At 67.2% G+C, this 22,978-nt stretch carries 20 protein-coding genes; 2 read left to right on the plus strand and 18 right to left on the minus strand.

Annotation, left to right across the window (positions count from 1 at the left end; all coding sequences use genetic code 11):
* Positions 1-180 precede the first annotated feature (180 nt).
* Entirely contained in the window at positions 181-660 is a 480-nt protein-coding gene (locus WS92_RS26475; protein ID WP_006025158.1) for a DciA family protein, read from the plus strand.
* Between the two features lie 733 nt (positions 661-1,393).
* Here the strand turns inward: WS92_RS26475 and lpxC are convergent.
* The 18 genes from lpxC to coq7 all read right to left on the minus strand — a co-directional run bounded on the left by lpxC (position 1,394) and on the right by coq7 (position 21,513).
* A complete protein-coding gene (gene lpxC, locus WS92_RS26480) occupies positions 1,394-2,311 on the minus strand; it encodes a UDP-3-O-acyl-N-acetylglucosamine deacetylase (protein ID WP_006025157.1) in 918 nt (305 codons plus the stop codon).
* 241 nt (positions 2,312-2,552) lie between these two features.
* A complete protein-coding gene (locus WS92_RS26485; protein ID WP_059931110.1) occupies positions 2,553-3,059 on the minus strand; it encodes a peroxiredoxin in 507 nt (168 codons plus the stop codon).
* Between the two features lie 150 nt (positions 3,060-3,209).
* Positions 3,210-4,406 (minus strand): cell division protein FtsZ, encoded by a 1,197-nt coding sequence (ftsZ, locus tag WS92_RS26490; protein WP_006025155.1) that lies wholly within the window; start codon positions 4,404-4,406, stop codon positions 3,210-3,212.
* A gap of 109 nt (positions 4,407-4,515) precedes the next feature.
* Positions 4,516-5,748, minus strand: a complete 1,233-nt coding sequence (gene ftsA, locus WS92_RS26495) for a cell division protein FtsA (protein ID WP_006025154.1) — start codon at positions 5,746-5,748, stop codon at positions 4,516-4,518.
* Between the two features lie 26 nt (positions 5,749-5,774).
* Positions 5,775-6,527: a cell division protein FtsQ/DivIB gene (locus WS92_RS26500; protein WP_059931111.1), complete on the minus strand. Its 753-nt coding sequence runs from the start codon at positions 6,525-6,527 to the stop codon at positions 5,775-5,777.
* Between the two features lie 20 nt (positions 6,528-6,547).
* Positions 6,548-7,486 carry a D-alanine--D-alanine ligase gene (locus WS92_RS26505; RefSeq protein WP_006025152.1) on the minus strand — a complete coding sequence of 313 codons (939 nt, stop codon included), beginning with the start codon at positions 7,484-7,486 and terminating at the stop codon, positions 6,548-6,550.
* Between the two features lies 1 nt (position 7,487).
* Positions 7,488-8,885: a UDP-N-acetylmuramate--L-alanine ligase gene (murC, locus tag WS92_RS26510; protein WP_059931113.1), complete on the minus strand. Its 1,398-nt coding sequence runs from the start codon at positions 8,883-8,885 to the stop codon at positions 7,488-7,490.
* Positions 8,882-9,985, minus strand: a complete 1,104-nt coding sequence (gene murG, locus WS92_RS26515) for an undecaprenyldiphospho-muramoylpentapeptide beta-N-acetylglucosaminyltransferase (protein ID WP_015601247.1) — start codon at positions 9,983-9,985, stop codon at positions 8,882-8,884. Before murG ends, murC begins: the two co-directional genes overlap by 4 nt.
* Positions 9,982-11,274 (minus strand): putative lipid II flippase FtsW, encoded by a 1,293-nt coding sequence (gene ftsW / locus WS92_RS26520; protein ID WP_006025149.1) that lies wholly within the window; start codon positions 11,272-11,274, stop codon positions 9,982-9,984. Before ftsW ends, murG begins: the two co-directional genes overlap by 4 nt.
* Positions 11,271-12,785, minus strand: a complete 1,515-nt coding sequence (gene murD, locus WS92_RS26525) for a UDP-N-acetylmuramoyl-L-alanine--D-glutamate ligase (protein ID WP_059931153.1) — start codon at positions 12,783-12,785, stop codon at positions 11,271-11,273. Before murD ends, ftsW begins: the two co-directional genes overlap by 4 nt.
* Before the next feature lie 25 nt (positions 12,786-12,810).
* Positions 12,811-13,980: a phospho-N-acetylmuramoyl-pentapeptide-transferase gene (gene mraY / locus WS92_RS26530; RefSeq protein ID WP_006025147.1), complete on the minus strand. Its 1,170-nt coding sequence runs from the start codon at positions 13,978-13,980 to the stop codon at positions 12,811-12,813.
* Between the two features lie 14 nt (positions 13,981-13,994).
* Positions 13,995-15,401, minus strand: a complete 1,407-nt coding sequence (gene murF / locus WS92_RS26535; protein WP_059931115.1) for a UDP-N-acetylmuramoyl-tripeptide--D-alanyl-D-alanine ligase — start codon at positions 15,399-15,401, stop codon at positions 13,995-13,997.
* Entirely contained in the window at positions 15,398-16,942 is a 1,545-nt protein-coding gene (locus WS92_RS26540; protein ID WP_059931117.1) for a UDP-N-acetylmuramoyl-L-alanyl-D-glutamate--2,6-diaminopimelate ligase, read from the minus strand. Before WS92_RS26540 ends, murF begins: the two co-directional genes overlap by 4 nt.
* Positions 16,939-18,783: a peptidoglycan D,D-transpeptidase FtsI family protein gene (locus WS92_RS26545; RefSeq protein WP_006025144.1), complete on the minus strand. Its 1,845-nt coding sequence runs from the start codon at positions 18,781-18,783 to the stop codon at positions 16,939-16,941. Before WS92_RS26545 ends, WS92_RS26540 begins: the two co-directional genes overlap by 4 nt.
* A complete protein-coding gene (ftsL, locus tag WS92_RS26550) occupies positions 18,780-19,109 on the minus strand; it encodes a cell division protein FtsL (protein ID WP_006025143.1) in 330 nt (109 codons plus the stop codon). The genes WS92_RS26545 and ftsL overlap by 4 nt, the downstream gene beginning before the upstream one ends.
* Entirely contained in the window at positions 19,106-20,047 is a 942-nt protein-coding gene (rsmH, locus tag WS92_RS26555) for a 16S rRNA (cytosine(1402)-N(4))-methyltransferase RsmH (protein WP_009913686.1), read from the minus strand. The genes ftsL and rsmH overlap by 4 nt, the downstream gene beginning before the upstream one ends.
* A gap of 23 nt (positions 20,048-20,070) precedes the next feature.
* The gene (gene mraZ, locus WS92_RS26560) at positions 20,071-20,499 is read right to left on the minus strand and encodes a division/cell wall cluster transcriptional repressor MraZ (RefSeq protein WP_006025141.1); all 429 of its coding nucleotides are present in this window, start codon (positions 20,497-20,499) and stop codon (positions 20,071-20,073) included.
* A gap of 387 nt (positions 20,500-20,886) precedes the next feature.
* On the minus strand, positions 20,887-21,513 hold the full coding sequence (gene coq7 / locus WS92_RS26565) for a 2-polyprenyl-3-methyl-6-methoxy-1,4-benzoquinone monooxygenase (RefSeq protein WP_059931119.1): 627 nt from the start codon (positions 21,511-21,513) through the stop codon (positions 20,887-20,889).
* A gap of 280 nt (positions 21,514-21,793) precedes the next feature.
* On the opposite strand from coq7, the gene WS92_RS26570 reads away from it, so the two are divergent.
* A complete protein-coding gene (locus WS92_RS26570; protein ID WP_006025139.1) occupies positions 21,794-22,954 on the plus strand; it encodes a porin in 1,161 nt (386 codons plus the stop codon).
* Positions 22,955-22,978: the final 24 nt, after the last annotated feature.

Raw genomic sequence — 22,978 nt, forward strand, 5'->3', positions numbered from 1 at the left:
GGGCGATCGGCTCACGTCGGTGATCCCGCGCCTGGCGTCGGTGTTCGGGGTCGGAAGACGGGCCGCAGCCGACAAACGATACCCGCGGCCGCCAAACGACATCGCGGTACAATCGTCGCATCGCTCCACCATCCGGTCGCCCGTCATGCGCCCAATCACGCGGCGCTGCCGACTTTCCTCATGAACCGACCGCCGAAGCAGCTATTTCGCCCCAACGACTGGTCGCGGCCGCGAGCGGCTGCCGACGTCCTCCAGCGCACCGACGCGTTCGCCGCGCTGCGCGCGGGCGTCGAGCAGGTCGCGGCGCTGAAGCGGGATCTGGTCGCGCTGCTCCCCGACTACCTGGCGAACCACGTCGAGCCTGGCTTCATCAAGGACGGCACGCTCACGCTGTTCGCCGCGCACAATGCGCTTGCCGCCCGGTTGCGGCAAGTCGAGCCGCGGCTGCTGTCCGATCTTCAGGCGCGCGGATGGGCGATCGCCACGCTGAAAGTGCGCGTGCGCCCGCAGCCCGCGCCCGAGCCGCCGCGCGTGAAGCAGGCGCGGATGTCGGCAGCCGGCACCGACGCGCTGCGCCAGCTCGCCGATGCGCTTGAGCCGTCGCCGCTGCAAAGCGCGCTGGCGCGCATGGCCGCGCGCCACACGAAAACGCCTCGCTGATCCTTCTCGCCACGCGGAAGCCGTGCCCGCACGTACCGCACGGCGCATCCGCAGCCGACCGCCGGACCGTCCCCGTGCGCGAGTGCGAGTGCGAGTGCCGATGCGCGATTCATTGTGACGCACGCGCGGCACCGGCGATGCCAGCCCGAAATGCCGGCTCTCACCGCCCGAGACCAGGTTGCACGGCAACCGGGTCGCCAGGAATCCTCTGTCGAACACGGTAATGGTGTGGTCCGGCACGCGCGGGATGGGTTGGCGTGCCGAGATCTTCTCGTTGACGTCGTAAGGGCCAAATTCCGTATCGCGCGCCAGGTGGATAGGAATGGCCGTCCGCGTGACCGCGCGCGGTTGGGGATAGCTGCCCACCCGGTCATGCGTGGCCGCAGATGCCCCGAAATGCTCGCGGTTGGCGACGCTGTCGGCCGTGCGCAGCGTGTGCCATCCATCGCGAGCCGCGACAGCCCGTTGACGTAGAACCCGTCAACGATCTCGCTGATCGACTGATGCCGGTGCAACGCCAGCGCGATCACCAGCCACACCACCTGAAAGGCGGGTGCGATTCAACCAGCGGGCGGAGGTCATCGGTTGGCATGGCGATGAAAGTTAACATCGCCACGTCATGTTTACAACCGGTTGGCACAAACAAAAATGCCGTTCAGTCGGTTAACTGAACGGCATTAGGCCCGCACGCCACCTTCTTGTCGCCGTCTCGCGTGCGCAACGCGTCAGCGCATCACGCGAACGCTGTCTGCGCGTCGAAGCCGAAGCCCGTCGGCGCCGCCTTCGGATCGTCGAACGTGACGATCTCATAGGCTTCCTCGTGCGCGAGCAGCTCGCGCAGCAGCGCGTTGTTCAATCCGTGGCCCGACTTGTACGCGGTGTACGACGCGAGGAGCGGATGGCCAATCACGTACAGATCGCCGATCGCGTCGAGCATCTTGTGCTTGACGAACTCGTCGTCGTAGCGCAGCCCGTCGTTATTGAGGATCCGGTACTCGTCGAGCACGATCGCGTTGTCCATGCTGCCGCCGCGCGCCAGCCCGAGCTCGCGCATCATCTCGACTTCGTGCGCGAAGCCGAACGTGCGCGCGCGCGCGATCTCGCGCACGTACGAGGTGTTCGCGAAATCGACCTCGAGCTCCTGGCCCGTCTTGTCGACGGCCGGATGACGGAAATCGATCGTGAACTTCAGCTTGAAGCCGAAGTACGGATCAAGACGCGCGAACTTGTCGCCGTCGCGAATCTCGACGGGCTTCGTCACCTTGATGAACTTCTTCGCCGCGTTCTGCTCTTCGATGCCGGCCGACTGGATCAGGAACACGAACGTCGCCGCGCTGCCGTCCATGATCGGGATTTCCTCTGCCGTCACGTCGACGTACAGGTTGTCGATGCCGAGGCCCGCGCACGCCGACATCAGATGCTCGACCGTCGACACGCGCACGCCATCCTTCTGCAGCACGGACGCGAGCCGCGTGTCGCCGATCGACAGCGCCGAAGCGGGAATGTCGACGGGCGTCGGCAAATCGACGCGCGAGAACACGATGCCCGTGTCGGGCGCCGCGGGGCGAAGCGTCAGTTCGACCTTGCGGCCCGAGTGCACGCCGATGCCGACGGTCTTGACGATCGATTTGATGGTGCGCTGCTTCAACATGGTCACTGTCTTCTTGATTGAGAATATCAATCAGGAGTTTTATTCGATAGGTGAGATTATAGCGTAAATCCCTATTTCGCGTCGTGATGATCGACGTTTCAAACTGTTTCGGCGCATTACCCTGCGGAAATGCGAGACGGGCCGACGCCCGGAACGGAGGCGTTCCCGGTCGTCGACCCGTGTTACAACCGCGTGTCGGGCACGCCGCGGCGTTGCCCAAAGGCAACGCCGCACGCGTCGTTCAGCGCGTCAAACTGGCCAGCACGCTGGCCGCATCGCTCACTTCGAACTTGCCCGGCGCTTCGACGAACAGCGTCTTGACCACGCCGTCGTCGACCACCATCGCGTAGCGTCGGGAACGAATCCCCATGCCGCGCGCGGACAGGTCCTGCGTCAGTCCCAGCGCATGAGTGAAAGCCGCGCTGCCGTCCGCCATCATGCGCACCTTGCCCGCGGTGTGCAGATCGCGTCCCCAAGCGCCCATCACGAATGCGTCGTTGACGGCAACGCACCAGATCTCGTCGATGCCCGCCGAGCGCAACGGCTCGGCATGCGCGACGTAGCCCGGCACATGCTGCGCCGAACAGGTCGGCGTGAACGCACCCGGCAATCCGAAGATCACCACGCGCTTTCCCGCCGCCTGCTCGCGCACGCCAAAGGCGTTCGGCCCCAGCGTGCAGCCCGCGCGCGCGTCGTCGAGATACTCGAAGAGCTGCGCGTCGGGCAGCGTGTCGCCCACTTGAATCATGCCTGGTCCTTCATAGCGATACGGTCGTTCGCGACAGACGACGCGGCCCGGCCCGGCGTCGCGAAGCGACGCGGCCTGTCGTCAGCCGTTTCATCCGTCACGTCGGCTCGTGCCGCGCGCGAAACCGCGCGGCGCGAAGCCTCGCGCGCGTCAGTCGGCCTGCTTGCGCAGGAATGCCGGAATGTCGTACGTGTCGACACCCTTCTCCTGCAGCGCCTGCACGTGCGACGCCGCCGTCTCGCGCGAGTTGCGCCACACGGCCGGCGTATCGAACGCGCCGTAGTCGCCCGTGCTCACGTGATGCGAAGCCGCGTAGCCCTGCGGCGCCGCGCTGATCGGCTGATTGTCCGTGCCGGTGCGCAGCAGCGTCATCGGCGCGGACTGCTGCTTCTTCGCCGCGCGGCCGAGGCCCGTCGCGACGACGGTCACGCGCAGCGCGTCGCCCATCGCGTCGTCGTACACGGCGCCGAAGATCACGGTCGCGTCGTCGGCCGCGTAGCTCTTGATCGTATTCATCACTTCGCGCGTTTCCGACAGACGCAGCGAGCGGCTCGACGTGATGTTGACGAGCACGCCGCGCGCGCCCGACAGATCGACGCCTTCGAGCAGCGGGCTCGCGACCGCCTGCTCGGCCGCCAGGCGCGCGCGATCGACGCCGGCAACCGTCGCCGTGCCCATCATCGCCTTGCCCTGCTCGCCCATCACCGTCTTCACGTCTTCGAAGTCGACGTTCACGAGGCCGTCGACGTTGATGATCTCGGCGATGCCCGCCACCGCGTTGTTGAGCACGTCGTCAGCGCACTGGAAGCACTTGTCCATCTCGGCGTCGTCGCCCATCACCTCGAACAGCTTGTCGTTCAGGACGACGATCAGCGAATCGACGTGATCCTCCAGTTGCTGCGAACCGGCTTCCGCGACGCGCATCCGCTTGCCGCCTTCGAACTCGAACGGCTTGCTCACGACACCGACGGTCAGAATGCCCATCTCCTTCGCGATCTGCGCGACGACGGGCGCGGCTCCCGTGCCGGTGCCGCCGCCCATGCCGGCCGTGATGAACACCATGTGCGCGCCGCGCAGCGCGTCGGCGATCCGCTCGCGCGCCTCCTCGGCCGCCGCACGGCCCATCTCCGGCTTCGCGCCGGCGCCGAGGCCGGTGTTGCCGAGCTGGATCACGGACGGCGCGCGCGCGCGCGACAGCGCCTGCGCGTCGGTGTTCATCACGATGAAATCGACGCCCTGCACGCCCTTGTTGATCATGTGCTGCACCGCGTTGCCACCTGCACCGCCAACGCCGATCACCTTGATGATCGTGCCGTTGGTTTCGGTTTCCAGCATTTCGAATTCCATTGTTGCCTCCGTCAAGAAAAGAACCGCTACTCGGCCGTTATTCGGCGGAAGATCGGGCAACCCTCCGTCGCGCGCCGGCCGCCGGCACCGGCGCGAATGTCGAAAACAGTCAGAAATTGCTCAGGAACCACTCCTTCATTCGCGAGAAGATCTGCCCCGCGGAACCGGATTGCACAGCGACCTTGCGGCCGCGCATCCGTTGAGCGCTGCCCTCGACGAGCAGCCCCATCGCCGTCGAATAGCGCGGATTGCGCACGACGTCCGAGAGCCCGCCCGCGTATTCCGGCGCGCCGATGCGCACCGGCTTCAGGAAAATGTCTTCGCCCAGCTCGACCATGCCGGGCATCATCGCAGCCCCGCCCGTGAGCACGACACCGGAACTGAGTAACTCTTCGTAACCGGACTCGCGCACGACTTGCTGCACGAGCGAGAACAGCTCCTCGACGCGCGGCTCGACGACGGCCGCGAGCGCCTGCCGCGACAGCGTGCGCGGGCCGCGTTCGCCCAGGCCCGGCACCTCGACCATCTCGTCCGGATCGGCGAGCGCCTGCTTCGCGATCCCGTAGCCGACCTTGATGTCTTCGGCGTCGGGTGTCGGCGTGCGCAGCGCCATCGCGATGTCGCTCGTGATCTGGTCGCCCGCGATCGGAATCACCGCCGTGTGGCGAATCGCGCCTTCGGCGAAGATCGCGATGTCGGTCGTGCCGCCGCCGATGTCGACGAGCACGACGCCCAAGTCCTTCTCGTCTTCCGTCAGCACCGCGAGCGACGACGCGAGCGGCTGCAGGATCAGGTCGTTCACTTCGAGCCCGCAGCGGCGCACGCACTTGACGATGTTCTGCGCGGCGCTCACCGCGCCCGTCACGATGTGCACCTTCACCTCGAGGCGGATGCCGCTCATGCCGATCGGCTCACGCACGTCCTCCTGGCCGTCGATGATGAATTCCTGCGTGAGGATGTGCAGCACCTGCTGGTCGGTCGGGATGTTGATCGCCTTCGCGGTTTCGATCACGCGCGCGACGTCGGTCTGCGTGACCTCCTTCTCCTTGATCGCAACCATCCCGCTCGAGTTGAAGCTGCGGATGTGACTGCCGGCGATGCCGGTGAAGACGTTGGTGATCTTGCAGTCGGCCATCAGCTCGGCTTCCTCGAGCGCGCGCTGGATCGATTGGACGGTGGCCTCGATGTTCACCACCACGCCCTTCTTCAGCCCCTTCGACTCGCTCTGGCCGAGGCCGATGACCTCATAGTGGCCCTCGCCCTTCAGCTCGGCGACGACGGCCACCACCTTCGACGTGCCGATGTCGAGGGCAACCAGCAGATCCTTGTAGTCTTTGCTCATAGAGTGCTCTTGCGTGTGATGTCGTGTTACTTCTTGCCCTTGTCGGTGTCGGCCAGGAACCGCATGCCCGCCGCGCGGATCGCGAATCCGTTCGGATAGCGAAGATCCGCGTACTCGATGTCGCCGCCCCAGCGCTGCGTGACCGAGGGCCACGCGGCGACGAGGCGCTGGATCCGGTCGGGCAGCGTGTCGCTGTTGCGCTCGCGGCCGAGCTCGACCTGCATGCCGTTCGACAGCTTCACCGTCCATGCGTAGCGCGGCGACAGCGTCACTTCCTCCGGGCTCGCGTGGATCGGCGCAAACCATTTCGCGAAGTCGCGATAGCGCGCGACGACTTCCTTCGCGCTGCCCTCGGGGCCGTCGAACGACGGCAGCTCCGCGTCGAGCTCGCCCTGGTTCGCCGTGAAGAGCTCGCCGTCGACGCTCACGAGCTGATCGTTGCCCCACGTCCCGAGCGGCCTGTACTCCTCGAGCGTCACGGCGAGCGCGTTCGGCCACACCCGGCGCACGCTCGCGTGGCGCACCCACGGCATCTGCTCGAACGCGACGCGCGCGAGATCGAGATCGACCGTGAAGAAGTTGCCCTTCAGCCGCCCGACGACGCCCGCGCGCACGGTCGGCGCGTTGATGTGCTCGGTGTCGCCGTCGATCCGGATTTCGCGCAGCGCGAACGCCGGGCGCTGGATCAGCCAGTAGCAGCCGGCCGCCGCCAACACGAGCAGCAGCAGCGCGTACAACGCGCTGGCGGCAAGGTTGAGCTGGCGAACGTTATTCCACATGGTTCAGGTCCGGTCCTGCATCAATCGAGCGTGAGCGACAGCACTTTCACCACCAGCTCCGAATAACTGATGCCGACCGCGCGCGCCGCCTTCGGCGGCAGCGAGTGATCGGTCATCCCCGGCGCGGTGTTCACTTCGAGGAAATAAGGGTTGCCGGCGGCGTCGAGCATGAAATCCGCGCGGCCCCAGTCCGCGCAGCCGAGCACGTCGAACGCGCGGCGCGCGACGCGCTTGAATTCTGCTTCCCTTGCCGCGTCGAGGCCGCACGGAATCAGGTACTGCGTGTCGTTCGCGACGTATTTCGCGTGATAGTCGTAGAACTCGCCCGCGGGCACGATCTTGATGAGCGGCAGATCGAGATCCCCGGCGATGCACGCGGTGTACTCGCCGCCGCCCTCGATGCTCTTCTCGACGATCACGATCTTGTCGTGCTTCGCCGCCTCTTCCAGTGCGGCGGGCAACGCATCGGCGCTTTTCACCTTCTCGACCGCGACGCTCGATCCCTCGCTCGCCGGCTTCACGAAGAGCGGCACGCCGAGCTTCGCGACGATGTCCTGCGCGCGCGCCGCGTAGTCGTCGCCGCGCATGACCGTCTCGAACGGCGGCGTCGGCACGCCCGTCTGCTGCCAGACGAGCTTCGTGCGGAACTTGTCGAGCCCGAGCGCCGAGCCGAGCACGCCGCTGCCCGTGTAGCGGATGCCGTAGAAATCGAGCGCGCCCTGGATCTGGCCGTTCTCGCCGTAGCCGCCGTGCAGCGCGTTGAACGCGCGCACGAAGCCTTCGTCCTTGAGCGCCGCGAGCGGCCGCTGCGCCGGATCGAACGGATGCGCATCGATGCCCGCGTCGCGCAGGCCCTGCAGCACCAGCCGGCCGGAGTTCAGCGATACCTCGCGCTCGGAGGATTCCCCGCCGAGCAGCACCGCCACCTTGCCGAAACGTTTCGGATCGATCCCGCTCATGTCATCCCTTCTGTTGCGTGTCCTGCGCGAGCTTGCCCGGCACCCCGCCGATCGAGCCCGCGCCCATCGTGATCACCACGTCGCCGGCGCGCGCGAGCTTCGCGAGCGCGTCCGGCACCTCGTCGACCGCCGCGACGAACATCGGCTCGACCTTGCCCGCCGCGCGCAGCGCGCGCGACAGCGCATCGCCGTTCGCGGTCGAAATCGGCGCCTCGCCCGCCGCGTACACCTCGGTCAGGACGAGCGCGTCGACCGTCGACAGCACGTTGACGAAATCGTCGAAGCAGTCGCGCGTGCGCGTGTAGCGGTGCGGCTGGAACGCCAGCACGAGCCGGCGGCCCGGGAACGCGCCGCGCGCCGCCGCGATCGTCGCCGCCATCTCGACCGGGTGATGGCCGTAGTCGTCGATCAGCGTGTACGCGCCGCCGCCCGCGACCGGAATCTCGCCGTAGCGCTGGAAGCGCCGGCCGACGCCGTTGAATTCCGCGAGCGCCTGCTGGATCGCCGCGTCGGCGACGTCGAGATCGGTCGCGATCGCGATCGCGGCGAGCGCGTTCTGCACGTTGTGCAGGCCGGGCAGGTTCAGGACGACGGGCAGCGGCTCGCGCCCGTCGCGCAGCACCGTGAAATGCATCCGGCCGTCGCGCGCCTCGACGTTCTCCGCGCGCACCTGCGCGTCCGCGGAGAAGCCGTAGCGCACGACGGGCTTCGAGATCAGCGGCACGATCTGCCGCACGTTCGCGTCGTCGATGCACACCACTGCGCTGCCGTAGAACGGCAGCCGCTGCGTGAATTCGATGAACGCCTGCTTGAGCCGCGCGAAGTCGTGGCCGTAGGTGTCCATGTGATCGGCGTCGATGTTCGTGATGACCTCGATCACCGGATACAGGTTCAGGAACGACGCGTCCGACTCGTCGGCTTCCGCGACGATGAAGTCGCCCGTGCCGAGCCGCGCGTTCGCGCCGGCGCTCGTGAGGCGCCCGCCGATCACGAACGTCGGATCGAGCCCGCCCGCGGCGAGCACGCTCGCGACGAGGCTCGTCGTCGTCGTCTTGCCGTGCGTGCCGGCGATCGCGATCCCCTGCTTCAGGCGCATCAGCTCCGCGAGCATCACCGCGCGCGGCACGATCGGCACGCGCAGGCGGCGCGCGGCGAGCACTTCCGGGTTGTCCGAGCGCACCGCGGTCGACACGACCACCGCGTTCGCGCCTTCGATGTTCGCCGCATCGTGGCCGATCGACACGCGCGCGCCGAGCGCCTCGAGGCGCTCGGTCACCGCGTTGCGCGCGAGATCGGAGCCGCTCACCTTGTAGCCCAGGTTCACGAGCACTTCGGCGATGCCGCTCATGCCCACGCCGCCGATCCCGACGAAATGAATGTGTTTGACGATGTGTTTCATTGCTTTCCTTCCAGGTTCGCGCCCGCCACCGCTGCGCACACGCGCGCGACTTCGTCGGTGGCGTCCGGCTTCGCGAGCGAGCGCGAACGTTCGGCCATCGCCGCGAGCGATTCCCGCGACTGGCCGCGCAGCCAGTCGGCGAGCAGCTCGGCCGACAGGTCGCGTTGTTGCACGAGCACCGCCGCGCCTTGCCCGGCAAGGAACTCGGCGTTGGTCGTCTGATGATCGTCGACCGCGTGCGGGAACGGCACGAACAGCGCCGCAACCCCGACCGCCGCGATCTCCGCGACCGTCATCGCGCCCGAGCGGCAGATCACGAGATCCGCGTTCGCATACGCGGACGCCATGTCGTCGATGAACGGCACGAGCGCGACGTCGCTGCCGCAGGAAAGGCCCGCGGCTTCGTAGTTCTCCTTGAGCGTATCGATGTGCTTCGCGCCCGCCTGATGCACGACCTGCGGCCGCTCGTCAGGCGCAAGGCGCGCAAGCGCGCGCGGCACGACTTCGTTCAGCGCGGCCGCGCCGAGACTGCCGCCGACGACGAGCAGCTTCAGCTTCCCGCTGCGCGCCGCATAGCGTGCTTGGGGCGGTTCCGTGCGCGCAAGTTCCGCGCGAATCGGATTGCCCGTCCATTCGGCGTTCGGCAGCGCGCCCGGGAACGCGACGAGCACGCGTTTCGCGAGCTTCGCGAGCACCTTGTTCGTCAGGCCGGCGATCGAGTTCTGCTCGTGCAGCACGAGCGGGCGGCCCGTCAGCACGGTCACGAGGCCGGCCGGAAACGTGATGTAGCCGCCCATGCCGAGCACGACGTCGGGCTTCACGCGGCGCAGCGCGCGCAGGCTCTGCGCGCACGCGCGCAGCAGATTGAACGGCAGCGCGAGCTTCGTCTTCAGGCCCTTGCCGCGCAGCCCGCCGAAGCGCACGTATTCCATCGGAATCCCGTGCTTCGGCACGAGCGTCGCTTCCATGCCGGCCGGATTGCCAAGCCACACGACGCGCCAGCCCTGCGCCTCCATCCGGTGCGCGACCGCGAGCCCGGGGAACACGTGCCCCCCGGTGCCGCCCGCCGTCACCATCAGCGTGCGCTGCGTCGAGGTCATACCTTCCCTCCCCGCATCAGCACCCGGTTCTCGTAATCGACGCGCAAGAGCACCGCGAGCGCCACGCAGTTCAGCAGAATGCCCGAGCCGCCGTAGCTCACGAGCGGCAGCGTGAGGCCCTTGGTCGGCAGAAGGCCGAGGTTCACGCCCATGTTGATGAACGCCTGCGCGCCGAACCAGATGCCGACGCCCTTCGCCATCAGCCCCGCGAACGTGCGGTCGAGCGCGAGCGCCTGGCGGCCGATCTCGAACGCGCGGCGCACGATCCAGTAGAACAGCAGGATCACGACGAGCACGCCGACGAAGCCGAGCTCCTCGCCGATCACGGCGAGAATGAAGTCGGTATGCGCTTCCGGCAGGTAGTTGAGCTTTTCGACGCTGCCGCCCAGGCCGACGCCGAACCACTCGCCGCGCCCGAACGCGATCAGCGAGTGCGTGAGCTGGTACGCCTTGCCCTGCGCGTAGCGCTCGTCCCACGGATCGAGATACGCGAAGATCCGCTCGCGCCGCCACGGCGACAGCCACACGAGCATCGTGAAGGTACCGACCGCCGTCGCGACAAGACCGCCGAACAGCTTGCCGTTCACGCCGCCGAGGAACAGCACGCCCATCGCGATCGCGGCGATCACCATGAACGCGCCCATGTCCGGCTCGAGCAGCAGCAGCGCGCCGACCAAGCCGACCGCGCACGCCATCGGCAAAAAGCCCTTCGCGAAGCTCTGCATGTACTCCTGCTTGCGGACCGTGTAGTTCGCCGCGTAGATCGTCACCGCGAGCTTCATGATTTCCGACGGCTGCATGTTCGTGATGCCGAGCGGAATCCAGCGGCGCGCGCCGTTCACGCCCTTGCCGACGTGCGGGATCAGCACGATCACGAGGCCGACGAGCGCGATCAGGAAGAGATGCGGCGCGTACTTGTCCCACGTCGACACCGGCACGCGGAACGTGATCACCGCCGCGACGAACGCGACGACGAGCGACACGCAGTGGCGCAGCAGGAACGCGTAATCGTGATACGACGCGTATTTCGGCGAATCCGGCATCGCGATCGACGCCGAGTACACCATCACGACGCCGAGCCCGAGGAGCGCGATCGACACCCACAGCAGCGAGTAGTCGAAGTCGAGCATCCGCGAGCGGGTCGGACGCGCGCCGTTGACGACGCTCGCGAGGCCGCCCGCCGTGGCGCGCGCGCCCGAGGCCGCCCGCGCGGCGGTGCGCGGCGCGGCGCCGCCGCCCGCGTCACGGGCGCCGTTGAAGCGGGAAACGAGGCGATCGGACCAGCTCATAGCGTCGTTCCTTTTTCCAAAGCGATGTCTTCGACCGCGCTGTGGAACACGTCGGCCCGATGTGCGTAATTGCGGAACATGTCGAGGCTCGCGCATGCGGGCGACAGCAGCACCGCGTCGCCCGGCTGCGCGAGCGCGCTCGCCGCGCGCACCGCGGCTTCGAGCGTCGCGTGATCGGCAAGCGGCACGCCCGTGTCGGCGAGCGCTTCGCGAAGCGCGGGCGCGTCGCGGCCGATCAGCATCACCGCGCGGCACCAGCGCGCGACGGGCGCCGCGAGCGGCTCGAAATCCTGGCCCTTGCCGTCGCCGCCCGCGATCAGCACCGCGCGCTGCGCGAGCCCGTCGAGCGCCGCCACCGTCGCGCCAACGTTCGTGCCCTTGCTGTCGTCCACATAATCGACGCCGTCGAGCGTCGCGATCACCTCGACGCGGTGCGGCTCGCCTCGGTATTCGCGCAGGCCGTGCAACAGCGGCGCGGCCGGCAGGTCAATTGCGCGCGCAAGCGCGTAGGCCGCGAGCGCGTTCGCCGCGTTGTGCAGCCCGCGGATGCGCAACGCGTCGGCGGGCATCAGGCGCTTGAGCGCGATGTCGGGCGAATGCGCCGCTTCCCGCTTGCGGCGGCGCGACGGCGTGGCGGGCGCATCGGCCGCGTCGCGATCGACCGCCTCGACGAGCCATGCAATGCCGTTTTCGCGCAGCAGGCCGTAATCGCCATCGGCGCTCGGCTCGTTCAGGCCGAACGTGATCGCGCGCGGCGCGTCGGCGGCCGCGGCGGGCGGCGCGAACTTCATCACCTCGGCATCGTCGCGGTTGAGCACGCGCACGGTGCGCGGCCCGAAGATCCGGCCCTTCGCGGCCGCGTACGCGGCGAAGCCGCCGTGCCAGTCGAGATGGTCCTGCGTGATGTTGAGGATCGTCGCCGCGTCGGGCGCGAACGTGTGCGCGGTGTCGAGCTGGAAGCTCGACAGCTCGAGCACCCACACGTCCGGCAGCGCGGCCGCGTCGATCGCCTCGGTCAGCCTGTCGAGCATCGACGGGCTGATGTTGCCCGCGACCGCGACCTTTCTGCCCGCGCGCTCGCACAAGAGCCCCGCGAGGCTCGTCGTCGTCGTCTTGCCGTTCGTGCCGGTGATCGCGATCACCTTCGGCGCGTAGCCGTTCGCGCCGAGCGTCGCGAGCGCCTGCGCGAAGAACTCGAGCTCGCCCCACACGGGAATGCCCCGCGCGCGCGCGGCGGCGACGAGCGGCGCGAGATCTTCCGCGAGCGGCGACAGACCGGGGCTCAGCGCGACAAGCTCGATCCCGCCGTCGATGAGCGCCGGCGAAAACGCGCCGCCGACGAATTCGGCGTCAATGCCCGCCGCCGTCAACGCGGCAAGGTTGGGCGGCGTCTCGCGCGTATCGGCGACGCGCAGCCGGCACCCGTGCCTCGCGCACCACCGCGCGATCGCGAGGCCCGATTCGCCGAGCCCCAGCACGAGCACCATCGGCCGCTGCCGATCTCCGAACATCTCGCCAAACATCCTTACCTTCCCTTTACCGCAGCTTGAGGGTGGACAAACCGAACAGGCACAGCATCAACGTGATGATCCAGAAACGCACCACCACCTGCGTTTCCTTCCAGCCCGACAATTCGAAATGGTGATGCAGCGGCGCCATCTTGAAGATGCGCCGCCCTTCGCCGTAACGCTTTTTCGTGTACTTGAACCACGTGACTTGCAGCATCACCGACAACGTTTCCGCGACGAAGATGCCGCCCATGATGAACAGCACGATTTCCTGCCGCACGATCACCGCGACGGTGCCGAGCGCGCCGCCCAGCGCGAGCGCGCCGACGTCGCCCATGAACACCTGCGCCGGGTGCGTGTTGTACCAGAGGAACGCGAGCCCCGCGCCGCCCATCGCCGAGCAGAAGATCAGCAGCTCGCCCGCGCCCGGAATATGCGGAAACAGCAGATATTTCGAATAGACCGCGCTGCCCATCACGTACGCGAACACGCCGAGCGACGCGCCGACGAGCACGACCGGCATGATCACGAGGCCGTCGAGGCCGTCGGTCAGGTTCACCGCGTTGCTCGCGCCGACGATCACGAAATACGTGAGCGCGATGAAGCCCCAGACGCCGAGCGGATAGCTGATCGACTTCAGGAACGGCAGCATCAGGTCCGCGCGCGCGGGCAGCCCCATCGACAGGCCGCTTCGCACCCAGGCCATGAACAGGTCGAACACGCGGACGTTGCTCGCCTCGGACACGCTGAACGCGAGATAGACGGCCGCGAACAGGCCGATCACCGATTGCCAGAAATACTTTTCGCGCGACGACATGCCGCGCGGGTCCTTGTAGACGACCTTGCGATAATCGTCGACCCAGCCGATCACGCCGAAGCCGAACGTGACGAGCATCACGATCCAGATGAAGCGGTTCGTCAGATCGCCCCAGAGCAGCGTCGCGACCGCGATGCCGATCAGAATCAGCACGCCGCCCATCGTCGGCGTGCCCGATTTCACGAGATGCGTCTGCGGGCCGTCCTTGCGCACCGCCTGACCGACCTTCATCTGCGTGAGCTTGCGAATCACCCACGGACCGCAGACGAGACCGATCACGAGCGCCGTGATGGTGGCCATCACCGCCCGGAACGTCAGGTACGTGAACAAGCGCAAAAAGCTTGCGTCACCTTGCAGCCATTGCGCCAGCGCCAGCAGCATGCTTACTTCCTTCCTCAGTGTGCGCCGGGCGCAGCGCCCGACGCGGTTTCGTTCGCGAGCGCGTCGACCACGCGCTCCATCTTCATGAACCGCGAGCCCTTCACGAGCAGCGTCGCGCGCGCGCCGAAGTTCGCGGCGACGAGCGCGGCGACGAGCGCCGCCGCGTCGTCGAAATGCCGCGCGGCCGCGCCGTACGCTTCGCACGCGGGCAGCGTCGCCGCGCCGAGCGCGAACAACGCGTCGATCCCGCGCTCGCGCGCGTACGCGCCGATCTCGCGATGGAACGCCGGACCTTCGTCGCCGACCTCGCCCATCTCGCCGATCACGAGCACGCGCGGCGCCGATTGCGCGGCGAGCACGTCGATCGCGGCGCGCATCGAATCGGGGTTCGCGTTGTAGGTGTCGTCGATCATCGTCGCGCCCGCGAGCGAACCGAGCGCCGCGCGCGCCACCTGCAGCCGCCCCTTCACCGGCGCGAACGCCTCGAGCCCCGCCTTGACCGCCGCGAGCGGCACGCCGGCCGCGAGCGCGGCCGCCGTCGCGGCGAGCGCGTTGCGCGCGTTGTGCTCGCCGAGCGCGTTGAGCCGCACGTCGATGCGGCCGGCGGGCGTCTCGATCGCGAGCCTGCTGCCGTCGAGCGCGCCCGTCACCGCGGCGGGCGCGTCGCTGCCGGCGCCGTGCAGCGCGAAATCGACGATCCGGTTGCCGGTCGCCGCGACGCGCCAGATGCCCGCGTACTCATCGTCGGCCGGAAACACCGCGACGCCGTCCGGCCCGAGCGCGTGGATGACGGCCGCGTGCTCGAGCGCGACCGCCTCGACCGTCGCCATGAATTCCTGATGCTCGCGCTGCGCGTTGTTGACGAGCGCAACCGTCGGCGCGGCGATTTTCGCGAGCGTGTCGGTCTCGCCTGGATGATTCATCCCGAGCTCGATGACCGCGAGCCGGTGCGCGGCGGTGAGGCGCAGCAGCGTGAGCGGCAGGCCGACGTCGTTGTTGAAGTTGCCCGCGGTCGCAAGGCGCGCGGGCTCGCCGACCGCCGCCGCGAAGATCGACGCGATCATTTCCTTCACGGTCGTCTTGCCGTTGCTGCCCGTCACCGCGACCATCGGCATCGAAAAGCGCATCCGCCAGCCATGCGCGAGCGCGCCAAGCGCGGCGCGCGTATCCGCGACCTTCAGCGCGGGCAGATTCCACTCGGCCGGGCTGCGCGACACGATCGCGGCGCTTGCGCCGCGCTCGGCGACGTCGCCGACGAAGTCGTGCGCGTCGAAGCGCTCGCCCTTCAGCGCGACGAACAGATCGCCCGGGCCCGCCGAACGGCTATCCGTCGACACCCGCTCGAACGACGCGCGCTCATCGCCGAGCACGGTCGCGCCAGGGATCATCGCGGCGGCTTCGCGCAAGGTCAGCATCGTCATTCGCCGCCTCCGCGTGTCTGTGTCGTGCGCGCGGCGAGCGCGAGGCGCGCGTGGTCCTGATCAGAGAACGCGCGCTTCTTGCCCATGATTTCCTGCGTCGACTCGTGCCCCTTGCCGGCGAGCAGCACGACGTCCTCGCGCGCGGCGCCGCGCACCGCCTGCAGGATCGCGCTCGCGCGGTCCTCGACGCGGCGCGCGTTCGCGGCGTCCCGCATGCCGGCGACGATATGGTCGATGATCTTCTGCGGGTCCTCGCTGCGCGGGTTGTCGCTCGTCACGACGACCTTGTCCGCGAGCCGCTCGGCGATCGCGCCCATCAGCGGGCGCTTGGTCGCATCGCGGTCGCCGCCGCAGCCGAACATGCAGACGAGTTCGCCGCCGCGCGCCTGCGCGATCGGGCGCAGCGCGTCGAGCGTCTTCTCGAGCGCGTCCGGCGTGTGCGCGTAATCGACGACGACGAGCGGCTCGTCGTTCTGCAGCCGGCCGCCCAGCCGCTGCATCCGGCCGTTGACCGATTCGAGCTTCTCGATTTCGGCGAGCGCCGCGTCGAACGGCACGTCGGCCGCGAGCAGCGTGCCGAGCACCGCGAGCAGATTGCTCACGTTGAACGTGCCGAGCGTGCCGACTTCGACATCCGCTTCGCCCCACGGCGAAGTCAGACGAAACGCGGTACCCGTCGCGGTCGCGCGGACGTTCGTCGCGACGAGTTCGCGATCGGCGTCCGCTGCTTGCCGCCGCGCGTCGATGCCGTACGCGATCGTCCGCACGCGGCCGGCGAGATTCGCGAGCAGACGGCGGCCGACCGGATCGTCGCGATTGACGATCGCGCAGCGCAGCCCGCGCCAGGCGAAGAGCTTCGCCTTCGCCGCCTCGTAGGCATCGAACGTGCGGTGGTAATCGAGGTGATCCTGCGTGAGGTTCGTGAACACCGCGACGTCGAACGCGGTGCCGTTCACGCGCCCCTGATGCAGCGCGTGCGACGACACCTCCATCGCGACCGCCTGCGCGCCCGCGCCGCGCAACTGCGCGAGGCTGCGCTGCAGTTGCGGCGCGTCGGGCGTCGTGAAGCCCGTGTGAACCAGTTGACCGGGCAACCCGCTACCGAGCGTACCGATCACCGCGCACGGCTCGCGCAGTGCGGTGAGCGCGGCCGCGATCCATTGCGTGCATGACGTCTTGCCATTCGTGCCGGTCACGCCGACCGCGAACATCGCGTCGCTCGGATCGCCGTACCAGCCGCTCGCGATGTCGCCCGCGAGCGCGTCGAGCGCGGGCACGGCAAGCGACGTCGCGGGGTCGAGGCCGCCGGCCGGGAAGCCCTCGGGCTGGTACAGCACGGCTGCCGCGCCGCGCGCGAGCGCGTCGGCAATGAACGGACGATTGTCCGCGCCGTCCACCGCATAGGCGACGAACACGTCGCCCGCTCGCAGGCTGCGCGTGTCGGCGTGCAATTGCGCGCCGGATGCGGCATGCGCGCGCAGCCACGCGAGCGCGGCTGCGATCTGTTGGTGCGCCGGATGAGAACTGCGCGCGGCGCTCATCGAACTACTCCAGGACGGTTGTGTGTCGTGCTCGACACGATCATGTGTTTCGCCGGCGCATTCGCGGCCAGCTTCTGCGGGGCGGCGGCGTTCGCCGTATCGTCCGACACGACGAGCTGCTTGACCGGCATGTTGGGCGGCACGTTCAGCGCGCGCAGCGTATCGCCGACGATCGCGGAGAACACGGGGCCTGACACCTGGCCGCCGAAGTGGCCGCCCGTCGTGGGCTCGTCGACCGACACGGCGACGACGATGCGCGGATTCGGCATCGGCGCCATCCCGACGAACGACGCGCGATACTTCTTGTGATCATAGCCGCGGCCGACCTGCTTGTAAGCGGTGCCGCTCTTGCCGCCGACGCGATAGCCGGGCACCGCCGCGTTCGGCGACGTGCCCTGCGGCGACACGACGGATTCGAGCATCGCGCGCACTTCGCGGGCCGTCGTCGGCGCGAAGACGCGCGGGCCGGTCGCGGGCTGCGCGTCGTTCGTCTTGAAGATCGTGACGGGCATCAGCTCGCCGTCGTGCGCGATCGCGGTGTACGCGCGCGCGAGCTGGAACAGCGACACCGACAGGCCGTAGCCGTACGACATCGTCGCCTGCTCGATGCGCCGCCAGTTCTTCCACGGGCGCAGCCGGCCCGCCGCCGCGCCGGGAAACCCGACCTTCGGCGCCTGCCCGAGCCCGATGCCTGTATACATATTCCACATTTCCTCGGGCTTCATCGTCATCGCGATCTTCGTCGCGCCGATGTTGCTCGATTTCTGGATCACGCCGCCGACGGTCAGCGTGCCGAAGCCCGAATCGTCGGTGATCGGCGCGCCGTCGAGCACGAAATGGCCGTTGCCCGTCTCGACGAGCGTGTTCGGCGTCACGCGATGCAGATCGAGTGCGAGCGACACCGTAAACGGCTTCATGATCGAGCCCGGCTCGAACACGTCGGTCAGCACGCGGTTGCGCAACTGCTCGCCCGTCAGGTGCGAGCGGTCGTTCGGGTTGTACGTCGGATAATTGACGAGCGACAGCACCTCGCCCGTCTGCACGTCGATCACCATCGCCGCGCCCGCCTTCGCGTGGAATTTCTCGACGGCCGCCTTCAGATTCGTATACGTGATGTACTGGATCTTGCTGTCGATCGACAGGTCGACGTCGGTGCCGTTGTGCGGCGGCAACTGCGCGTCGACGTCCTCGACGATGTGCCCGACGCGATCCTTGATCACGTGGCGGCTGCCCGGCGTGCCGACGAGCAGCTTCTGGTCGGCGAGCTCGACGCCCTCCTGCCCCTCGTCCTCGACGTTCGTGAAGCCGATCAGGTGCGCGGTGATCTCGCCTTCCGGGTAGAAGCGCTTGTATTCGCCGCGCTGATAGACGCCGGGAATGTCGAGCTTCGCGACCTGTTCGGCGACGTCGAGCGGCACCTGGCGCTTCACGTAGACGAACGTCTTGTCCTCCGACAGCTTCGCCTTCAGCTCCTTCGTCGTCATCCCGAGCAGCTTGCCGAGCGCGTCGAGCTTGTCCGCGCCGAGGTCGTCGGGCACGTCGGCCGGAATCGCCCAGATCGCGCGCACGGGCAGGCTCGTCGCGAGCACGAGACCGTTACGGTCGAGAATCTTGCCGCGCGTCGCCGGCAACTCGAGCGTGCGCTGATAGCGGCTTTCACCCTGCTTCTGATAGAACGCGTTGCCGGGGCCCTGAATCCAGAACGCGCGCATCGCGAGCGCGACGAACGCGATGAACAGCATGAACACGACGAGCTTCGAGCGCCACATCGGCAGATGGACCGACAGCACCGGGCTCGATGCGAACTTCACGCCTTGCGTGCGCTTCGAAGCGGGCTTCATCGCACGCCTCCCTTCGGCGCGGCGGACGCCGGCAGCGGCGCGTCGACCGCCTTCGCCGCGCCGGGCGAAAGCGTCAGGTATTGCGTGCGCCCCGTCGTGATCGACTGCATCTTCATCGAGCTCGTCGCGAGCTGCTCGATGCGCGACGTCTTCGACAGCGCGCTCTGCTGATACTGAAGCTGCGCATAGTCCTGCTGGAGCTGATGCTCCTGCGATTGCGCGCGCTGCAATTGAATGAAGATCTGCCGCTGCTGGTTCGTCGAATTGACGACCGACAGCGCGCATCCCATCACGATGATCAGCAGGAAGATATTGAGGCGGCTCATGGCGCGATGCGCTCCGCGATGCGCATCACCGCCGAACGGGCACGCGGATTGGCCGCGACTTCCGCGTCGCTCGGGAACATGCGGCCGAGCAGCTTGAGCGGCGGGCTGGGCAGGTCGACCGCGCGGATCGGCAGGCGGCGGTCGACCGCAGGCGCGCTTGCGTGCGTCTGCAGGAATCGCTTGACGATCCGGTCCTCGAGCGAATGAAAGCTGATGACCACCAGCCGGCCCCCTTGCTCCAACGACGACAGTGCTGCCTCTAGAACGACTTGCAGGTCCGCAAGCTCTTGATTGACGTGAATCCGTATAGCTTGAAAGGTGCGGGTTGCCGGATCCTTGCCCTTCTCACGGGTCTTGACGACGTGACCCACGATTTGGGCAAGCTCGCCCGTGCTGTCGAGAGGCCCGAGACGGTCGGACTCCGCCCGGCGAGCAACAATCGCCTTTGCAATCTGAAAAGCAAACCGTTCTTCCCCATAATCTCGTATCACCTCCGTCAATTCCTGCACCGACGCCCGGGCGAGCCACTCGGCCGCCGATTCGCCGCGCGTCGGGTCCATCCGCATGTCGAGCGGCCCGTTCGCGCGAAAGCTGAAGCCGCGCGCCGGATCGTCCACCTGCGGCGACGACACGCCCAGATCCAGCAGCACGCCCGACACCCGTGCCACCCCGCGCGCGTCGAGTGCGCCTTTCATCGCCGCGAAGCTGTCGTGGACGATCTCGAACCGCGCATCCGCGATGCCCTTCGCCGTCTCGATCGCGCGCGGATCCTTGTCGAACGCGATCAGGCGCCCAGCCTCGCTCAAGCGCGCGAGCACCGCGCGGCTATGACCGCCACGCCCGAACGTGCCGTCGACGTACACGCCGTCGGGCCGCGTCACGAGCGCATCGACCGCTTCATCCAACAGCACCGTGCGATGCTGCAATTCGTTTCCCATCGCGGGCGTCTTCCTCACCGCAATCAGAACGTGAAATTCTTCAGCGCCTCGGGCATGCCCTGCGCCATCGCCGCCTGCTCCTTCGCGGTGTAGGTCTGCGCGTCCCACAGCTCGAAGTGACTTCCCATTCCCAGCAACATGACTTCCTTTTCCAGCCCGGCTGCCATTCGCAGCTCGGGAGACACCAGAATCCGGCCCGCGCCGTCGAGATCGACGTCCATCGCGTTGCCGAGAAAAATGCGGCGCCACCAATGCGCATCCATCGGCAACGCGGCGATCTTCGTGCGGAACACCTCCCACTCGGGGCGCGGAAACAGCAACAGGCAGCCGTCCGGGTGCTTGGTCACAGTCACCCGTCCTTCTGCCTGTCCTTGCAGCGCTTCGCGATAGCGGGACGGCACCGACATCCGTCCTTTCGCATCGAGCGTCAGCGCCGACGCCCCTTGGAACACTTTTCCGCTCTCCCGATCAGGGCACCGAAGTACCCGCACAATGCTGAGAATCTAGCCGGAAAAGCCCGGCAAATCACACAAAAATACACTTTCTCACACTGTCTCCCACTTTAGAGGAACGCCTATGGGCGGTCAAGGGAGCCGGCCGTTTTTTTGACGAATTTTGTTAGTTAGAACAAGGACTTACGCTCGCCTCCTCAAGCTGACCCTCATAGCAAAAAACGTTATAAATGAATGAGCTAGTGCATCTTGTGAAAGTGGTACATGAAAAGCGCGCCCCAGGTAGGCGCGGCGGCAGGCATTTCGGAGGGGGGGAAAGCGCGGGGAGAGAAGCGGGTTTCCGTCGTCAGCCGGGACGCCGCGAATGCGGCCGTCCCGGCGCATGTCTCACAAATAGTATGCAGTGCTTGTCATGACTTTGGACGCGGCGCGCATCAGCATGCGCGCCGGCATCGGCAGTTCGATGCCGCCCGCGTCGGTCGCCGTCTTGCCGTGCTTGACCTCGTCGGCGCGCATCTGCTCGACGATCGCGCGCGACTCGACGTCGGCGGCCGGCAACTCCGACAGATGGCTGTCGAGGTGACTTTCGACCTGCCGCTCCGTCTCGGCCATGAAGCCCAGGCTCACCTTGTCGCCGAGACGTCCGGCAACGACGCCGATCGCGAGCGCGCCCGCATACCACAGCGGATTGAGCAGGCTCGGCCGCGAATCGAGATCCTTCAGACGATGCGCGGTCCACGCGAGATGGTCCTCCTCCTCGCGCGCCGCATGCTCGAACATCTCCTTCAGCCCGGCCGAAGACGTCGTGAGCTTCTGCGCCTGATAGAGCGCCTGCGCGCAGACTTCGCCGACGTGATTCACCCGCATCAGCCCGGCCGCATGCTTGCGCTCGGCGGCGGAAAGCTCGGCAGGCGCCGCGGCGGCGGGCACGGGCACCGGGCGGCTCATCCGGCTCACGCCCGTGATCGAGCGTAGCCCCCGGTCAAATTCAGTGATCAACTCGTCAAACACCATCGCGTTTCTCCGTGCGGGCACCTTGCACGCAGTAAGGAATTCGTAACAATTTTATTGCGGCTACCTACGACGGTAGCGCTCGAAAATAGCGGTTAACCCGTGATTTTAACCATTGTTGCATAAAGGAAACATGGGAGACGCGCGTATCGCTCTTTCTCTTTGTCCCAAAAAGTCCTTTTGCTACATTACGAGCGGCTTCATTCGAAGTTCACGCGGGTATCGCCATCAAAAACAATCATCGGCCCGCCACAATAAATTTGTCATCCTTGGAGATCTTTTAATGAAAAAGTCGCTTCTCGCGCTCGTCGCGCTGAGCGCGTTTGCTGGCGCGGCTCACGCGCAAAGCAGCGTGACGCTGTACGGCATTATCGACGAAGGCTTCAACATCAACACCAACGCAGGCGGCAAGCACCTGTACAACCTGTCGAGCGGCGTCATGCAGGGTAGCCGCTGGGGTCTGCGCGGCACGGAAGACCTGGGCGGCGGCCTGAAGGCTCTGTTCGTCCTCGAAAACGGCTTCGACGTGAACTCGGGCAAACTGAACCAGGGCGGCCTCGAATTCGGCCGTCAGGCGTACGTCGGCCTGTCGAGCGGCTTCGGCACCGTCACGCTCGGCCGTCAGTACGACTCCGTCGTCGACTTCGTCGGCCCGCTGGAAGTGGGCGACCAGTGGGGCGGCTACATCGCCGCCCACCCGGGCGATCTCGACAACTTCAACAACGCGTATCGCGTAAACAACGCAGTCAAGTTCACGAGCGCGAACTACGGCGGCTTCACGTTCGGCGGCCTGTACAGCTTCGGCGGCGTTGCCGGCGACTTCAGCCGCAACCAGACCTGGTCGCTCGGCGCAGGCTACACGAACGGCCCGCTCGTGCTGGGCGTCGGCTACCTGAATGCGCGCACGCCGTCGACCGCGGGTGGCCTGTTCGGCAACAACACGACGTCGAGCACGCCGGCTGCCGTGACGACCCCGGTCTATGCAGGCTACGCGTCGGCCCACACGTACCAGGTGATCGGTGCGGGCGGCGCCTATTCGTTCGGCGCGGCGACGATCGGCGCCACGTACTCGAACATCAAGTTCATGAACTTCGCGAGCACGGTGTTCCCGAACCAGACCGCGACGTTCAACAACGCGGAAATCAACTTCAAGTATCAGTTGACCCCGACGCTGCTCGCCGGCGTGGCGTATGACTACACGCAAGGCAGCAAGATCGCCGGCTCGTCCGCGGCCAAGTATCACCAGGGCTCGGTCGGCGTCGACTACTTCCTGTCGAAGCGCACCGATGTCTACGCGATCGGCGTGTACCAGCACGCTTCGGGCAACGTAATCGAAGCCGACGGCAACACGGTCGGCCCGGCGACCGCCGCGATCAACGGCCTGACGCCGTCGTCGAACCGCAACCAGTTCGCGGCGCGCATCGGCATCCGCCACAAGTTCTAATAAGCAGGTAACACTCGGCAGTCA

It is taken from the genome of Burkholderia sp. MSMB1588 (assembly GCF_001546925.1).
GTDB lineage: Bacteria > Pseudomonadota > Gammaproteobacteria > Burkholderiales > Burkholderiaceae > Burkholderia > Burkholderia humptydooensis.